The organism is Bradyrhizobium sp. 137 (assembly GCF_023074095.1).
Classification (GTDB): domain Bacteria; phylum Pseudomonadota; class Alphaproteobacteria; order Rhizobiales; family Xanthobacteraceae; genus Bradyrhizobium.
Genome location: NZ_JADPKU010000067.1, coordinates 142,274 through 157,589 on the forward strand (window position 1 = coordinate 142,274; position 15,316 = coordinate 157,589).

16 protein-coding genes are annotated in these 15,316 nt (G+C 63.7%); 7 read left to right on the forward strand and 9 right to left on the reverse strand.

All coding sequences use genetic code 11. The features are described from left to right. Positions 1-70: 70 nt before the first annotated feature. A complete protein-coding gene (locus tag IVA78_RS21760; protein ID WP_247467714.1) occupies positions 71-1,273 on the reverse strand; it encodes an ABC transporter substrate-binding protein in 1,203 nt (400 codons plus the stop codon). A 211-nt stretch (positions 1,274-1,484) separates the two neighbouring features. Between IVA78_RS21760 and IVA78_RS21765 the strand changes: the two genes are divergently transcribed. Next, entirely contained in the window at positions 1,485-3,098 is a 1,614-nt protein-coding gene (locus IVA78_RS21765) for an acyl-CoA synthetase (RefSeq protein ID WP_247467717.1), read from the forward strand. Between the two features lie 135 nt (positions 3,099-3,233). On the opposite strand, the gene IVA78_RS21770 is transcribed toward IVA78_RS21765, so the two are convergent. Continuing rightward, on the reverse strand, positions 3,234-4,433 hold the full coding sequence (locus tag IVA78_RS21770; protein ID WP_247277915.1) for an MFS transporter: 1,200 nt from the start codon (positions 4,431-4,433) through the stop codon (positions 3,234-3,236). Positions 4,434-4,618: 185 nt separating this feature from the next. On the opposite strand from IVA78_RS21770, the gene IVA78_RS21775 reads away from it, so the two are divergent. From IVA78_RS21775 to IVA78_RS21785, 3 genes are all read left to right on the forward strand, one after another. Then, the gene (locus tag IVA78_RS21775; RefSeq protein ID WP_247467720.1) at positions 4,619-5,422 is read left to right on the forward strand and encodes an MBL fold metallo-hydrolase; all 804 of its coding nucleotides are present in this window, start codon (positions 4,619-4,621) and stop codon (positions 5,420-5,422) included. 154 nt (positions 5,423-5,576) lie between these two features. Beyond that, on the forward strand, positions 5,577-6,593 hold the full coding sequence (locus IVA78_RS21780) for an alpha/beta fold hydrolase (RefSeq protein ID WP_247467723.1): 1,017 nt from the start codon (positions 5,577-5,579) through the stop codon (positions 6,591-6,593). A 14-nt stretch (positions 6,594-6,607) separates the two neighbouring features. Next, on the forward strand, positions 6,608-7,555 hold the full coding sequence (locus IVA78_RS21785) for a fatty acid desaturase (RefSeq protein WP_247467725.1): 948 nt from the start codon (positions 6,608-6,610) through the stop codon (positions 7,553-7,555). A gap of 61 nt (positions 7,556-7,616) precedes the next feature. Here the strand turns inward: IVA78_RS21785 and IVA78_RS21790 are convergent, their stop codons facing one another. Together IVA78_RS21790 and IVA78_RS21795 are read right to left on the reverse strand one after the other, a co-directional pair. Continuing rightward, positions 7,617-7,865, reverse strand: a complete 249-nt coding sequence (locus IVA78_RS21790; protein ID WP_247417203.1) for a hypothetical protein — start codon at positions 7,863-7,865, stop codon at positions 7,617-7,619. 135 nt (positions 7,866-8,000) lie between these two features. Next, positions 8,001-8,981, reverse strand: coding sequence for a YafY family protein (locus IVA78_RS21795; RefSeq protein ID WP_247467730.1), 981 nt, complete (start codon positions 8,979-8,981; stop codon positions 8,001-8,003). A gap of 89 nt (positions 8,982-9,070) precedes the next feature. Between IVA78_RS21795 and IVA78_RS21800 the strand changes: the two genes are divergently transcribed. Next, positions 9,071-9,715 carry a glutathione S-transferase family protein gene (locus tag IVA78_RS21800; protein WP_247467732.1) on the forward strand — a complete coding sequence of 215 codons (645 nt, stop codon included), beginning with the start codon at positions 9,071-9,073 and terminating at the stop codon, positions 9,713-9,715. Between the two features lie 73 nt (positions 9,716-9,788). Here the strand turns inward: IVA78_RS21800 and IVA78_RS21805 are convergent, their stop codons facing one another. The 4 genes from IVA78_RS21805 to IVA78_RS21820 all read right to left on the reverse strand — a co-directional run bounded on the left by IVA78_RS21805 (position 9,789) and on the right by IVA78_RS21820 (position 13,643). Then, the gene (locus tag IVA78_RS21805; RefSeq protein WP_247467735.1) at positions 9,789-10,571 is read right to left on the reverse strand and encodes an enoyl-CoA hydratase/isomerase family protein; all 783 of its coding nucleotides are present in this window, start codon (positions 10,569-10,571) and stop codon (positions 9,789-9,791) included. A gap of 12 nt (positions 10,572-10,583) precedes the next feature. Further along, positions 10,584-11,693: a cyclic nucleotide-gated ion channel gene (locus IVA78_RS21810; protein WP_247467738.1), complete on the reverse strand. Its 1,110-nt coding sequence runs from the start codon at positions 11,691-11,693 to the stop codon at positions 10,584-10,586. Positions 11,694-11,856: 163 nt separating this feature from the next. Beyond that, positions 11,857-12,075, reverse strand: coding sequence for a hypothetical protein (locus IVA78_RS21815; RefSeq protein ID WP_247277906.1), 219 nt, complete (start codon positions 12,073-12,075; stop codon positions 11,857-11,859). A 125-nt stretch (positions 12,076-12,200) separates the two neighbouring features. Beyond that, positions 12,201-13,643, reverse strand: coding sequence for a TAXI family TRAP transporter solute-binding subunit (locus IVA78_RS21820; RefSeq protein WP_247467741.1), 1,443 nt, complete (start codon positions 13,641-13,643; stop codon positions 12,201-12,203). 404 nt (positions 13,644-14,047) lie between these two features. Here IVA78_RS21820 and IVA78_RS21825 point away from each other — a divergent pair, with 404 nt between their 5' ends. Next, entirely contained in the window at positions 14,048-14,395 is a 348-nt protein-coding gene (locus IVA78_RS21825; RefSeq protein WP_247468065.1) for a DUF3307 domain-containing protein, read from the forward strand. Between the two features lie 189 nt (positions 14,396-14,584). Then, positions 14,585-14,995, forward strand: a complete 411-nt coding sequence (locus IVA78_RS21830) for a hypothetical protein (RefSeq protein WP_247467744.1) — start codon at positions 14,585-14,587, stop codon at positions 14,993-14,995. Here the strand turns inward: IVA78_RS21830 and IVA78_RS21835 are convergent. Further along, complete coding sequence (locus IVA78_RS21835; protein WP_247277903.1) at positions 14,992-15,315, reverse strand: YkgJ family cysteine cluster protein; 324 nt, start codon at positions 15,313-15,315, stop codon at positions 14,992-14,994. The two genes, IVA78_RS21830 and IVA78_RS21835, sit on opposite strands and share 4 nt — an antisense overlap. Position 15,316: the final 1 nt, after the last annotated feature.

The following is a 15,316-nucleotide window of genomic DNA, read 5'->3' on the forward strand; positions in this document are numbered from 1 at the left end:
CTGCGGCCGACCTCAGCGTCACTGCGAACCAACTGAGGCCGACTGACGGGTTCTATGCTTGCCGCGAGCCTCACTTCACCAGCGGACAGCCACCGTCCTTCAACGGCCGAAACGCCTGGTCGGCGGGCACCTCGGCGAGCAATTTGTAGTAGTCCCATGGCCCCTTCGATTCCTCCGGCTTCTTCACCTGGAACAGGTACATGCTGTGCACCATGCGGCCGTCCTCTCGCAGGACGCCGTTGTCGGTGAAGGCGTCGCGCACCGGCAGCTCGCGCATCTTGGCCATGACCGTCTTGGTGTCCTTCGTGCCCGCGGCCTGCACGGCCTTGAGGTAATGCAGCGTGGCGCTGTAGGTCGCGGCCTGGTTCATCGTCGGCATGCGCTTGACGCGCTCCAGGAAGCGCTTGCCGAAGGCGCGGGTCCTCTCGTTGAGATCCCAGTAATAGGCCTCGGTGACGATCAGCCCCTGCGCGAGTTTGAGGCCAAGGCTGTGCACGTCGGAGATGAACATCACGATCGCAGCCAGGTTCTGGCCGCCGGCGACGATGCCGAACTCGCCGGCCTGCTTGATCGCGTTGATGGTGTCGCCGCCGCCATTGGCGAGGCCGATGATCTTGGCCTTGGAGCCCTGGGCCTGGAGCAGGAATGACGAAAAGTCCGCGGTGTTGAGCGGATGCTTGACGCTGCCGAGCACCTTGCCGCCAGCCGCCCTCACCACGTCGCCGGTGTCGCGCTCGATGGAATGGCCGAACACGTAGTCCGCGGTGAGAAAGAACCAGCTGTCGCCGCCGTTCTTGACGATGGCGCTGCCGACGGTATGGGCGTTGGAATAGGTGTCGTAAGTCCAGTGCGCGGTGTAAGGCGAGCAGGATTTCCCGGTGATGTCGGAGCTGGCCGCATCGGTTACGATCATGATCTTTTCGTACTGCTTCGACAGCTCCATCACTGCGAGCGCAGTGGCCGAAGTCGGCAGGTCGATGATCATGTCGATGGCCTCGGTCTCCCACCATTTGCGGGCGATGCTGGAGGCAACGTCGGGCTTGTTGAGCACGTCGGCCGAGACCAGGTCGATCGACTTGCCGAACATCTGTCCGCCAAAATCCTCGATCGCCATTTTGGTGGCCTCGACGTTCCCCATGCCGCCGATGTCGGAATAGACGGAGGAGAAGTCGGAGAGCACGCCGATCTTGAGCGGTGCCTGCTGGGCAGAAGACGAGCTGGTCGCGAGCACGGCGAGTCCGGCCGCGAAAGCGGCACGCATAATCCGGCACATGGCATTTCCTCTGATATTTATAATTGGTGCACCAGCCCAGATTGCCTCTCTGAAGTGCCAATTCTTGCGTAACGGCGCCGCGCTCATCGGCTGAATTGACGCGGGCGATTGCGCCAACTACGGTTTGCGCAAACATGGGAAGCGTGCGCATGCAACCCGCCTGACGAATGTTCGGGCCGGCCTCTGCGCGATCGCAAATTAGGGGACGGAAATGACCAGCGATACCGCAGCCACCATCGCGAAAGCCCGCGAGCATTCCATCGGCGATCTCCTACGCCGGTCGGCAGGCCGCGAGCCGAACAAGCTCGCGGTGAGCTGCGGCAATATGAGCTGGAGCTTTGCCGAGATGGACACGATCTGCAACCGGCTCGGCCGCGGCCTGCTCGGTCTCGGCGTCAAAAAAGGCGACCGTCTCGCCGTGCTCTCGCGCAATTCGCACGCCTTCGCGGCGCTGCGCTTTGCCGTGGCACGGATCGGCGCCGTGCTGGTGCCGATCAACTTCATGCTCAATCCGGACGAGATCAACTTTATCCTGAAGAGTTCTGGGGCAAAGCTGCTCGCAACCGGTCCTGATTTCGTCGAGCAAGCGCGCGCGGCCAGCGCCAAGGATTGCGCCGTCGAGAAGATGATCTGGTTGCCGGGCGAAGATCCGGCCACGGCACCTTCGGGCCTCACCACCTTCGATGATCTCTTGCACGCCGACGGCTCGTTCCTGGATGCGCCGGTCGACAGCCGCGATCTCGCACAGATCGTCTACACCAGCGGCACGGAATCGCTGCCCAAGGGCGCGATGCTGACCCATGAAGCCGTGATGTGGCAGTATGTCAGCTGCATCATCGACGGCGGCATGAGCGTGGACGACAAGTTCCTGCACGCATTGCCGCTCTATCATTGCGCCCAGCTCGACGTGTTTCTGGGGCCGCAAATCTATCTCGGCGCTTCCGGCGTGATCACGGGCAAGCCGACCGCCGACAACATCCTGGCGCACATCCAGGCGCACAAGATCACCTCGTTCTTCGCGCCGCCGACGATCTGGATCGCGATGCTGCGCTCGCCGAATTTCGACAAGACCGACCTGTCGAGCTTGCAGAAGGGCTATTACGGCGCCTCGATCATGCCGGTGGAGGTGCTGCTCGAACTGCAGCGCCGCCTGCCCAACGTCAGATTCTGGAATTTCTACGGCCAGACCGAAATCGCGCCACTCGCGACCGTGCTGCGACCGGAGGATCAGCTGCGCAAGGCCGGCTCGGCCGGCAAGCCGGTGCTCAACGTCGAGACGCGGGTGGTCAACACTGCGATGGAGGACGTCAAGGTGGGTGAGGTCGGGGAGATCGTGCACCGCTCGTCGCATCTGCTCTCCGGCTATTACAATGATCCGGAGAAGACCGCGGCGGCGTTTTCAGGCGGCTGGTTTCACTCGGGCGATCTCGCTACCGTCGACGACGAGGGCCACATCACCGTGGTCGATCGCGTCAAGGACATGATCAAGACCGGCGGCGAGAACGTCGCAAGCCGCGAGGTCGAGGAAATAGTCTACCGCATCCCCGCTGTCTCCGAGGTCGCCGTCGTCGGCCTGCCCGATCCGCGCTGGATCGAGGCGGTGACCGCGATCATCGTGGTCAAGAACGGCGAGACGCTGGACGAAGAGTCCGTCATCAAGCATTGCGCCGGCCAGATGGCGCCTTTCAAGGTCCCCAAGCGCGTCATCTTCGTGGATAGCTTGCCGAAGAATCCGAGCGGCAAGCTGCTCAAGCGGGAGCTGCGCCAGCGTTTCGTCGGCGGCGACACGCTCGACAAGGCGATCCAGAAGAATTTTGCAACATGAACGCGCTTTTCGCCTCTCCATGCGTGCGGGGAGAGCTGGAATTTGAGAGAGAGAATCCCGGGTGAGGGGCCCCGCGACTCCGCAGTCAGCCTTGGAACAACAGCGTTTCCACATCGTCATTGCGGAGATGCGCCCTCAATACTTCTTCACCGTCGCGGCGAACGCCAGCCACAGCGCCATCGAGGCTAGCCCAAAGCCGCCGAGCAGTAGGAAGGTCGGGCCGTAGCCGATCCATTGCGCGATCCAGCCACCGAGCGCGGGACTGAAGCTCGCGCCGACGCCCTGCACCGTGATTACCGCGCCTTGGCCTAGATTGATGCGACCGGTTCCGTTAAGGGACCGCGCGACCATGCCGGGGACGGCAACGGTCTGGAGTCCGGTGCCGATGCCGTCGAGCACCTGCATTGGCACGACGCCCCACCATCCCGTGACGAAGAAAGCAAGCACGCCGCGGATGGGCAGGAACATGAAGGAGATGAGGATCACCGGCCAGTAATTGCGCTTGCTCGCGGCCTTCATCGCGATCAGCGAGGTCACGATCATCACGCCCTGCGCAATCACGACGGTGGTCGCGACGAAGCTCGGGCCATTGGCCTGCCCGTCGGCCACTGCCGCAAGTCCATAGAGTGGCACGATCGCGGCATTGCCGAGATGGAAAAGGGCGAGCGCGAGTGCCAGCACGAGCAGCGGCTTGTGCTTGAGCAGCATCGTCATTGCATCCGGCGGAGCTTTGGAGTCGTCCTCCTTGCTGCCGCGCGCGGCGCGATCATCGATCGCCTTGGCGGGAATCATCAGCACGCAGGCGATCGCGATGGCGCCGAATATGGCCGCCAGCACGAACACGGCGATATAGCCGAACTTGTAGCCGAGATAGCCCGACAGCGCGGCGCCGACCATGTTGCCGGCGTGGTTGAATGCCTGGTTGCGGCCGTTGAGCGCGTTGAAGCCCTTCTGCTTGGCGATGCCGAGCGTGATGCCTGTCACCGCCGGCACGATCGCGGCGCTCGCCAGCGATTGGGCGACCTGGGAAAAGGTGACGGCCCAGAAATTTTGCGAGATCAGGATGATTGCAGATGCCAGCACCACGCAGATGCCGGGGATGACGACCCACATGCGCTTGTTGCGGCTGGAATCGATTAAGCCGCCGATCGGGGTGGTGATCAACATGCCCGCGACGTTGCCGATCGTCAGTGCTGTGCCGATCAATCCACTCGCCCAGCCGCGCTCCTGGAGGAAGACGCCGACGAACGGCCCGATGCCCGACTGCATGTCGGCCATGAAGAAGTTGAGCGCGAACAGGGGCCAGATACGAGACGGTGAAGGGCGCGATGTCATCGAGACGCTGAACGCAATGCTGCCGATCGAATAGGATCTCGCATGAGGCGGAGAGTTCGGGCCCATGGGCGCCCGGGCGGACCAGAACCTAACCTGCGCTCGTCGCGTTGGTTCCGATCGCCCTTGCGATCGCATGACCGCGACGTCATGTCATACTTGCGACTGTCTCGATCAGGATCTCGGCCATGCCACTCTGGACCTGCGAAACCTGCGGCGCGCAATTTCCGGACAGCGGACATCCGCCCGCATCCTGTCCGATCTGCGAGGACGAACGGCAGTTTGTGGGCTGGAAAGGGCAAAGTTTCCTGACTCGCGAGGCGCTGGCAGAACGCCACCGCGTCGTCTGGCGCGACGATCTCGGCCTGACCGGCCTCTCGCTCGAGCCGAGCTTCGCCATCGGCCAGCGCGCGCTGCTGGTCCCGCTCAGCGGCGGCTGCATGATGTGGGACTGCATACCGCTGGCAACACCAGAGGCGATTGCGCATGTGCGTTCGCTCGGCGAACTGAAGGTGATCGCGATCTCGCATCCGCATTATTATGGCGCGCTCGCCGACTGGAGCGAGGCGTTCGGCGGCGTGCCGGTCTATCTACACTCAGATGATCGCCAATGGGTGACGCGGCCGCATGCATCGATCGTGCACTGGACCGGCGATTACCACCGCATCTCCGACGACGTGCTGCTGCTGCGCACCGGCGGTCATTTCGCCGGTGCCACCGTGCTGCACTGGCGGCACGGTGCGGACGGCAGGGGCGCGCTGCTCACCAGCGATATCGCGCAGGTGACGATGGATCGCCGGTTCGTCAGCTTCATGTATTCCTACCCCAACTACATGCCGCTCAACGCCGCCGCGGTGCGGCGGATCGCATCTGCCGTTGAGCCGCTCGCCTTCGACCGCATCTATGGCGCCTGGTCGGGCCGCAACGTCGCCGCAGGCGCCAAGGCCGCTTTTGCTACCTCGGTCGCACGCTATCTGGCGGCCATCGCCTGAGCCACATGCCGTTTTGGGAGCGCTTGCCGCGCCCGAATAACTGTACTATAAGTACAATTATTGAGCGCGGGCGATGGCGCGCTGGCGGATTCGGCATGATCGGTGCATTGCCAAACGCCGCGCGCCTTGCGATGCGTGAGCGGGAGTTTGGCCCATGACGGCAGAGAGCGACTACGGGATATTCGAGGCCGGCGACGTCACGCTCCAGTCCGGCACCGTCTTTCCCGGGCTGAAGCTCGCCTACAAGACTTATGGAACGCTGAGCCCGGCCAGGGACAACGTCATCCTCTATCCGACCTCTTTCAGCGCGCAGCACGTCGACACCGAATGGCTGATCGGGCCCGACGGAGTGCTCGATCCGACGCGCTACTTCATCATCATACCGAACCTCTTCGGCAACGGCCTGTCCTCATCGCCGTCGAATACCGCCGCGCCGTTCCCGAAGGTCACCTATCACGACGCGATCTCGGTCCAGCACCGGCTGCTCACCGAATGTTTCGGCATCTCGAAGCTCGCGCTGGTCTATGGCTGGTCGATGGGCGGTATGCAGGCCTATCATTGGGCGGCGCTACACCCTGATATGGTGGAGCGCGCAGCGATCGTCTGCGGCAGTGCACGCTGCGCGCCCTACAATCATGTCTTTCTCGAAAGCGTGAAGGCCGCCCTGACCGCCGATCCCGCCTTCCGCGATGGCCGCTTCGTCGAGAAGCCCGTCGCCGGCTACCGCGCGATGGGACGTGTCTATGCCGGCTGGGCGATGTCGCACGGCTTCTATCGCGGCGAGATTTGGCGCGACGCCGGTTTCACCTCGCTCGAAGATTATCTCGTGCGTGGCTGGGATGCCGCCTTTGCGCGACGCGACGCCAACGATCTCCTGGCGCAGATCGAGATCTGGCAGAATGGCGACGTCAGCCGCTGCGCCGCATTCGGTGGCGATTTCGGCCGCGCGCTCGGCGCGATCAAGGCCCATATGTTGCTGATGCCGGGTGCGACCGATCGCTATTTCGACGTCCGCGACAACGAAGATGAACTCGGCCGGTTGACCAGCGCGAAATCGGCGGTGTTGCATCCGATCCCGTCGCTGCACGGCCATCGCGCCGGCAACCCCCTCAACAATCCGCGCGATCAGGCTTTCATCCAGGCCGAGATCGCAGCGCTTCTCAGCAGGTAGGCAGGCATCCTGACATGGCTGACACAATTGTTTCAGAACCCGGCCATCGCTTGAAACCGCTGACACCGGCGATGCTGCGCCAATTGTCGGTCCGCTCCGACTTCAGGGGCGCGGCGCAGAGCCTCGGCCATTATGGCGCGATCGTGCTGGTGGGCATGGTGATCTGGATGGTCGCCTCGCGCCATGGCGTGCTTTGGGCGCTGCCGTTGATGGCTGTGCAGGGCTATGTCGTTGCCTTCCTGTTCATGGCGGTGCACGAGACAGCGCACAAGACCGCTTTCAAAAGCCGCGGCCTCAATCTCGCAGTTGGCTATCTCTCGGCTTTCATCATTGGATTGCCTTACGAATATTATTGCCTGTTCCACTGGGATCACCACCGCTACACCCAGGATCCGGACAAGGACCCCGAGCTGATCGTCGGCGTGAAGCCGAAATCCGACACCCAGCTCGCGATCGCCTATAGCGGCCTGCTTCAGGTCGCCGGCCGGCTATGGCTGATGCTCGGCCATGCCATCACCGGCAAGGTCGTCGTGCCCTGGATCCCCGAGAGCAAGCGCTCCATCATCGTGGCCGAGGCGCGCGCCTATGTCGCGCTCTACGCGATGTTGCTTGCGCTGTCGCTGTGGCTCTCGTCGGCCATGCTGCTCTGGGTCTGGATCGTCCCGCTCGTGATCGGGCAGTTTTTCCTGCGGCCCTATCTCTACGCCGAGCATACTGGCTGCGACCGCACCCGCAGCGCCTTCCAGAATACCCGCACGACCTATACCGGCGCGATCGTCAAATGGTTCGCGTGGAACATGCCCTATCATGTCGAGCATCACGCCTATCCCTCGATCCCCTTTCATGCGCTGCCGAAGCTGAACGAGATCGTCGATGGCGAGATTGTCCATCGCGGCCGCGGCTACATCAGAACGACGCGCGAGACCTGGGCCTGGTTTCGCCGGCAGCGGCAGGTTGGCTAGCTAGCTCCACGCAAAGGCCCCGATCGCGGAGTGATCGGGGCTCTGTCGACGATGCGAGGTATCAGTAGATCCCGTAGGCGCAGACATTCACGACGCGCACGCGCAGGCCGTGACGGGTCTGGACGAGGCGCTCTTGGTAGCAGTTGCTGACGCCGGTGTTGACGTAGACGCCGCCAAAGCCCCAGCCGGGACCCCAATGGTGATGACCCCAGTGGTGATGGAAGCCGCCGGCCGAGGCGGCGGTGGGAGCGAGCGCGGCAACGCCGAGCGAGCCGGCAGCGATCAGACCAAGTGCAAGCTTACGAAACATCTTCATTCTCCATTTGGCGCAGTGCCATTGTTGTGTCCCTGCATCTCGGTCGGACCGAGACGCGAATGCGTTCATGGCGTCGGCTGAGAATCGTGTTTCAGGATTGTTTCGTGCGCCGCGACAATTGTGCCGCCGTCAGGCTTTCCGCGCCACGTGATAGCGTGCGGCCATCGCCTGCGTCAGCTCCACCAACTTGTCGCGGAGATCGGCGGGCTCCAGCACTTCAGCCTCGGGGCCCAACCGCAGCAGTTCGGCCGCGGCATGCCATGACGTCTTGCCGACCGGGACCCTGGCGATGCGCCAGCCATCTGCGTCGGCGGTCTCTTCAAGCTGCGTGCGTGCCTTGACGTAAGGCTGGCTCAACGCATCCAGCAGCTTGACGCCGAATGGCGACAGCCGGACAATCGCCACCTTGGGGTGCATCTCGGCCTCGAGACGAAGTGTCGCGGCCTGCCAGTAGGAAGCGAGATCGAACCCGGCGGGACGATCGAAGCGATCGTCGAGCGCCGTGCAGTCGAGCACCCGCGCGATGCGATAGGTGCGCACATTGCCGTCGACTTGCCCTGCGAGATACCAGCTGCCGCCCTTCAGCACGAGGCCGAGCGGAGCGACGCGGCGTTGCTTCTCTGCGCGCCAGCTTTGATAGCGGATCTTGATCAGCGTCCCCCGCAAAGCTGCGCCAGCGATGGTGCGCAGATGCTTTGGGTCTTCGGCCTCGCCGAACCAGCCCGGCGCGTCCAGGTGAAATCGCTCCTGCATCCGCCCGGCGTCCTCGCGCAGATTCGCGGGTAGCGCCGCCATCAACTTGTTCTGCGCGGCGATCATCGCGGCGTCGAGCCCCAGCGCCGCGGCCGGGCCCGGCAATCCCGCCAGGAACAGCGCGCCTGCCTCGCTTTGCGACAGTCCATTCAGCCGCACGCGATAGCCGTCAAGCAGGCGATAGCCGCCCTCCGCGCCGCGGTCGGCGTAGACAGGCACGCCGGACGCGGCGAGCGCATCGATGTCGCGATAGATCGTGCGCACCGACACCTCGCAGGCTTCCGCGAGCTCGGGCGCGGTGACCTGCCCCTTGGCCTGGAGGGTGGTGAGGATCGACAACATCCGGCTCGCGCGCATGATCTCCTTAGATCATACCTGACACAAGATGTCAGGTATGATCCGCTACAAGCTGCGCTATAGCCAAAAGGCCAGATGGGAGACCCGCCATGACCGATCCGAACCGCATCACGCTGTATTATTCGCCCCAGAGCCGCGCCACCGGCACGCGGGTGTTGCTGGAGGAGTTGGGCGCGCCCTATGATCTCCATGTCCTCAACATGAAAGCCGGCGAGCAGCGCAAGCCCGCCTATCTCGCCATCAACCCGCTCGGCAAGGTGCCCGCGGTCCGCCACGGCGAGGCGCTTGTGACCGAGCAGGTCGCGATCACCATCTATCTCGCCGATCTCTTCCCGCAGGCGGGGCTGACGCCCGCGTTGAACGATCCGCTGCGCGGGCCTTACCTGCGCTGGATTGCCTATTACGGCTCATCCTTCGAGCCGGCCCTCATCGACAAGTTCATGCAGCGCGAGCCGGCGCCGATCACGCAATCGCCCTATGCCGATTACGACACCATGCTGGGCGCGCTCGAGGCGCAGCTGGCGAAGGGGCCGTATCTGCTCGGCGAGCGCATGACGGCGGCGGACGTGCTGTGGGGCGTCGCGTTAAGCTGGACCATGATGTTCGGCATCCTGCCGAAGAAGGACGTTTTCGTCCGCTATGCCGAGCGCATGACATCGCGGCCTGCGTTCCAGCGCATCAATGCGGCGGATGAGGAGATGGCCGCGCAGCATGCGGCGGCCGCTGGAGGATGATAGGGTCGCGCGCCCGAGGCGCGCTAGTCGGGACGACGATGCAATATGTGGCGGCATCGTCCCCCACAAGCTCTCAAAACCGCGGCGGCCGCTTCTCCGCGAAGGCCTTGATGCCTTCCTTGATCTCGTCGCCGCGCATACTGTCGCGGTGACGCTGATCGGCGGCGGCTTCGTCCAGCTCGCCGCGGGCGAATTCGTTGATGGCGCGCTTCATGCCGCCCATCGCCTGCGGCGCGTTGCCGGCGAGGATAGTGGCGAGCCTGTCGACCTCCTCGTCCAGGAATTCCACCTGCACCATGGCAGTGAGATAGCCGATGCGCAGCATTTCGGGAGCGCTGATCTTCTGCGCGGTCAGAAACAGTTTCTTGGCATTGTCGGCGCCGAGCCGGGTCACGTAGCGCTTGATGCCGCTCGGGTAATAATGCAGCCCGAGCCGCGCCGCCGGCATGAACATCTCGGCGGTGTCGACACCGATGCGGAAATCGCAGGCCAGCGCGAGGTCGGTCGAGCCGCCGTAGACGCCGCCGTTGAGCCGGCAGATCGTCGGTACGCCCAAATCCTCGAGCCGATTGACGACCGCCTCGAACGCCGAGCCCGCGCTCTGCTGCTCCTGTGCGCTGACAGCGCGTTCCGCCACCGAATTGAGATCGTAGCCCGCGGAGAAGGCGCGCCCGGTGCCGGTGAGCACCAGCACGCGGATACCAGGATCGCTTTCGATCCGGTCGAACAATTTGACCAGTTCGTCAAGATCCTCCGCCTGGAGCCGGTTGAGATGCTTTGGTCGGTTGAGGCGGATGGTGGCGCGTGCGCCAGTGATTTCGAGCACGGGGCTGGTCGCGTCGGCTGCGTCCGACATTCTTGTCTCCATTCATGTGTTTTCGAGCGCGCGCCGCTTCGCCTCGGCGTCGATGGTCTCGGCGAGCTCGGGATGCCGCGCCATCAGCACGCGGAAATCGACGAGGTCGAGCACCAACAGCCGCGACACTTTCGTGGTCGAGACATTGGCGCCGCGCTTGTTGTTGCCGAGCAGCGCCATCTCACCGAAGAAGGCGCCCTCGCCGAGCTGCACCTTCTTGCCGGGCAGGTCGACCTCGACCTCGCCGGCGGCGATGAAATACATGCAGTCGCCTTGCGTGTCCTTGCGGATGACTATGGTGCGTGCTGGCAGCTCCATGGTACGCAGCATGTGGGTGACGTCGGCGATGGCCGCAGGCCCGAGCGCAGCGAAGAACGGCACCTTGCTGACGGCTTCCCAGGTCTTGAGGAAATTGTCGCGCCTGGTCTCCGCGGCAAAGCCGGTCGCCAGAATACCGGTCCACAGCCCGAACACGCCGAGGCCGGAGATCATCACCAGCGCCGCCACCATGCGTCCGAGCGGAGTGATCGGCACGATGTCGCCATAGCCCGTCGTCGTCAGTGTGGCGACGGCCCACCATAGCGCGGCAGGGACGCTGCCAAACGTCTGCGGCTGCACGTCCCTTTCCAGGAAATATTCGGCGACCGAGGCGAGGAAGATCACCATCAAGAAGATCACGAGCACGCTGATCAGCGGTCCCGATTCCAGCACCAGCACGCGGCGCAGCTGCCGCAAGCCCGGAATGCCCGGCACCACCTTCAGCACCCAGAGCACGCTGAGCAGCCATGCCGTCTTCGGCTCGACGCCGAGAACCAGCGCAGTCGGCACGGCCAGCGCTCCGACCGCGTCGACGATTCCGGCCGAGGACGACATGTAGAGCGTAAGCCGCCCCTGCCGCGTCATATGGCGAAGCCGGACCAGCCATTCGAATACGAAATAGAGGAGGCAGGCCCACAGCAGGATATCGACCCAGCGGCGCGACGCCTCATAAGCCGGATCGACAGTCAGCAGCACCATGCTGAGCACGCCAACGCCGACGGCCACATAGGCCGCCTTGGTCATGTTGCGACCGGCCGTGGCGGCCGTGAACTGGCCCAGAGCGGAGATCAGCGGCTTGGACATGGGGAAGGCGGCTCGGTTCTGGCTCGTGGTCTCGGCTGGGACTTCAGGGCCAAAGTGCCCGCCCGGGCCTAGGCCGTCAACGACGGGCTCGGGCCGCAGCGTCGTCGAACAGGGCGGACACTGAGGGCGGGTAAGGTGCCTGGCGGAGCGCCAGACTGAGACGCTACCTGAAATGCGGTGGCTCGTCGTAGCCGCGGCGGCTGCTGAAAAACAGCAGCACCATCAGGCCAACGCCGACGACGACGGAAAATCCGGCCCCCAGCGCGAGGGCCCAATAGCCTTCCGTCGGGATCGGCTCGCCTTCGACCGCCATGGCGGAATAGGCGAAATAGCCAACCGCCGCCAGCATTCCCAGCAGGAAGATGACGAGGAGTGTACGCATGGCGCGTTCTCCGGTTGCAATCCGGGAGCCAACGGTTGTGGCTGGTGACGGTTCCTGAGTTCCCGCCGTCGATCTCCCGGGCAGGACGTCCGTCGGCCCGAGTTGAGGGCATCAAACCCCGCGGATCAGGCGCTCTGCGCAGTCTTGACCACCACGACATTGCTGTCGTCGTGGGGCGAACCGGCATCGCGGGCGGCCTGTTCATTCTCGCTGGCATGACGTTTCAGATAGTCGCGGCGCATCCCGATCTCGTCGCGGACGAGCTCATAGCCCAGCTTGAAGGTATCGAGCCCGTCGGTGCTGATCGTACCGTCTCTGAGTCCAACGACGGCTCCGCGCAAGATGCTCTCCAACTCGTCCTGGAGGCACTCGAGCTGATCCAGCGAATGGGCGTGCTCGATCCGCTCGCCGATGTCGAGAATGGCGGTGGAGAGCTCGCTGGCCTTCTCCGGCGCGATCCTCGTGATCTTGGCGTAGATCGCAGCGAAGATCGAGCCGATGATGCTGAGGGCGGCGGCGCCCAGATACATCAGGTCGCTGTACTTATCCATGAACGACTTGGTGTCGTCGTTGATGTAATCGGCGGCGCCCCGATGCGCCATCACGAAGGCGTCCTTCTCGACAGAGGCCGGCTCTATCCTGGTGGCAAAGCCGTTGTCGAGCCCGAGCGCGGATTTGTTCTCGTAGACGATGCGCGCGAGCTCGCCTGCGGTGGTCGGCGACATCCTGGATTGTGCGACCAGGAGCCATTCGAGCCCGATGGTGTCGAGATCGTCCTCGGGAATTTGCGGGGATGCCGACAACGTGCCCGCTGTCAGCGTCTCGTCGGAAATGCCCGGGAATTTGCGCGCCAGTGCCTTGGCCTCGTCGATCGCATTAAGCGTGAAGCCGCCGTGCTTGGCGACCTGCTGATAGGACTTGTCCCTGACAGCTCTGGAGGCGTGGACGATGGCAATCACCGCGCCAAAGCCATTTGCCGGGGCAAACAGCTTGTCGAGCGTTGCGCCCTGCGGCGCCATCTGGATTTTCGTGGCATCGGGGCCGTCGGGGACGTCGAGAACACTGCGGACGAAGGCGAGCGAGGATTCGTTCTCGGCGAGGACCGCGACCTTCTTCTTTTTCAACTCGGCGAGCGACTTGATCTTCTTGTTGCCGGGACCAAGCAGGAGCACGAGATCGTGCTCGAGGATCGCAAGCGTGCGCGCCCGCAGCGGCACTTTCGCGTCCGTGCGCAACACGGCGAGGTCGGCCTGCTTGCGATCGAACTGTGCAATCGCCTTGCCGTTGTCCGCATTGTTGACAATCTTGATCCGAAAGCGCGAGGCGTTGTTCTTCAGGAGAGCGGCGAGCTTGGCCGCGAACAGCGCCTCGTCGCTGTTGGGCCCACCGACGGCAAAGGTCAGCGTTTCCGAATTGTGCAGCAACGTGCGGCCGGCCCAGACGGTGGCAAGCGACAGCAGCAGAGTCAGCACGACGTAGAGGAAGACCTGCTGCTGGTTGGTCTTGATCACTTTGGGGCGCCGGGGCGGCGGCTCGATCGGTGATGCGGTGGGGCCTTCAGCACTCATGGCAGCACTCTGGCCTTATTCTTTGGCTGGCGGCGGCGCGTGGACGGGAAGCGCAGCGGGCGCCTGTAATTCGTAAACGCCTGAAAAAAAGAACGTATTTCTCTACCGCCAATGATAGCGCCAAGGTTGCGGAATGCAAATTTCGAGCCGTAGGTAACCTTACTCGGCGCCACCGCGGCGATTGGTCATCCTATCACCAGTTAGCCACAGTTGACGATTTTCCGGTTCCCCCCGGCTGCATTCCGCCCCGGGAGATGTCATAAATCAGAGGTCCCGGCCGTTTGACCGGTCCAAGAAGAAGTTGCGCTGAACGCTCCGATTTTTCTTGTCACGTCAATGAGGGCGTCAGCTTGTCGTTTCCACCCATGTCATCGGCGGTTCCGGTTGAAGCGCTCATTGGCTGGATGCTGCTGCTCACCTTCAAGCACATCATCGCCGATTTCGTCCTCCAGACCGCCTGGATGGCGCAGGGCAAGGACCAGAAGCACGGCTGGGCCCTGCCGCTTTTGGTGCACTGCCTCGTTCACCTTGCGGTTGCGTTGCCGCTGATCCTGATCGTGGCCCCGAAATTCTGGTTCGTGGCATTCATCGATTTCCTGATCCACATCACGATCGACCGCGCCAAGGGATTGGTCTCGGCAAATTTCGGTGTCGACATGGCGCACCCCTGGTTCTGGACCCTGATCGGCGTCGACCAAGCACTGCATCACCTCACCGGCTTCGGGCTCTCCATCTTCATGGCGGCGAACTGAGGCCGGGCTTAGCGCGATGCGGGGCAATTCCTGACCGGCATAAAAAGCCCCGGCCATGCCGCTGTGGCGGCAGTCGCGTTCCCGTGATTCGCGGCCAGGGCGCAAGGACCCCGGGTGACTACCGGGCAGAGTGGTTAACCTTTCGTTAGAGAATTGCGCGGCATCTTCCGTACACGAGGGAGAACTGCAATGTTTTCAAGCCGCGACACCTTTGAAAGCGATTTCTGCCCGGTCCGCGACGAGCTCCTTGGCGAGATGTACCGCGCCAGCGAGAGTGGCCTGCCCAGGTTGGTTGAGAGTGTTGCCCCTGACGCGCGCGCCAGGCTGGCGCTGTTCTGTTATCGCCGCAGCCACCTGCATTCGCTGGCGCTCGCGATCGCCGCAAGCTGTAGCGAGCGCGACCTGATCGAGAACGGCGGCCGCGTCGGTTCGACGCTCTATGCGCTGTCGCGCGCAGGCGCCGCGAAATCCTCGCCGTCGCTCTCGGGCGGGCGCAAGCCGATCACGCTGTCGACCAAGCCGCTCTCGGTACTGGCCCCACTCGAGGACGAGCTCGACGACGAGATCAGCGGCGAAATCGGCGTAGCCGTTCCGGCTTAGACGGCCTCTAGCGCCGGGAGCCCGAATTTCCGCCGCGCCATCGTGCATTCGGCGTCGCCCGGCATGCAGGTGCGGCACACCTCCGGCCGCACCGCGTAGATGCCGCATGCTGTCGCCGTGCCGATCTCTCCCTTTAACGCCGAGCAGCGATCGCCCTCGCAGCGCATGCCGGATTGGCGCGCGTTGACGAGCGCTTCCGGGATAGCTGCAAGCTCTTCGTCGCTCTCGATCGAGAAGCGCGGCCAGTTCGCCGAATAGCCGCAGCAGGCACCGCAACTCTGGCAACAGCTCGACGGATCGAGCGGCGAGGTCTGTTCCATC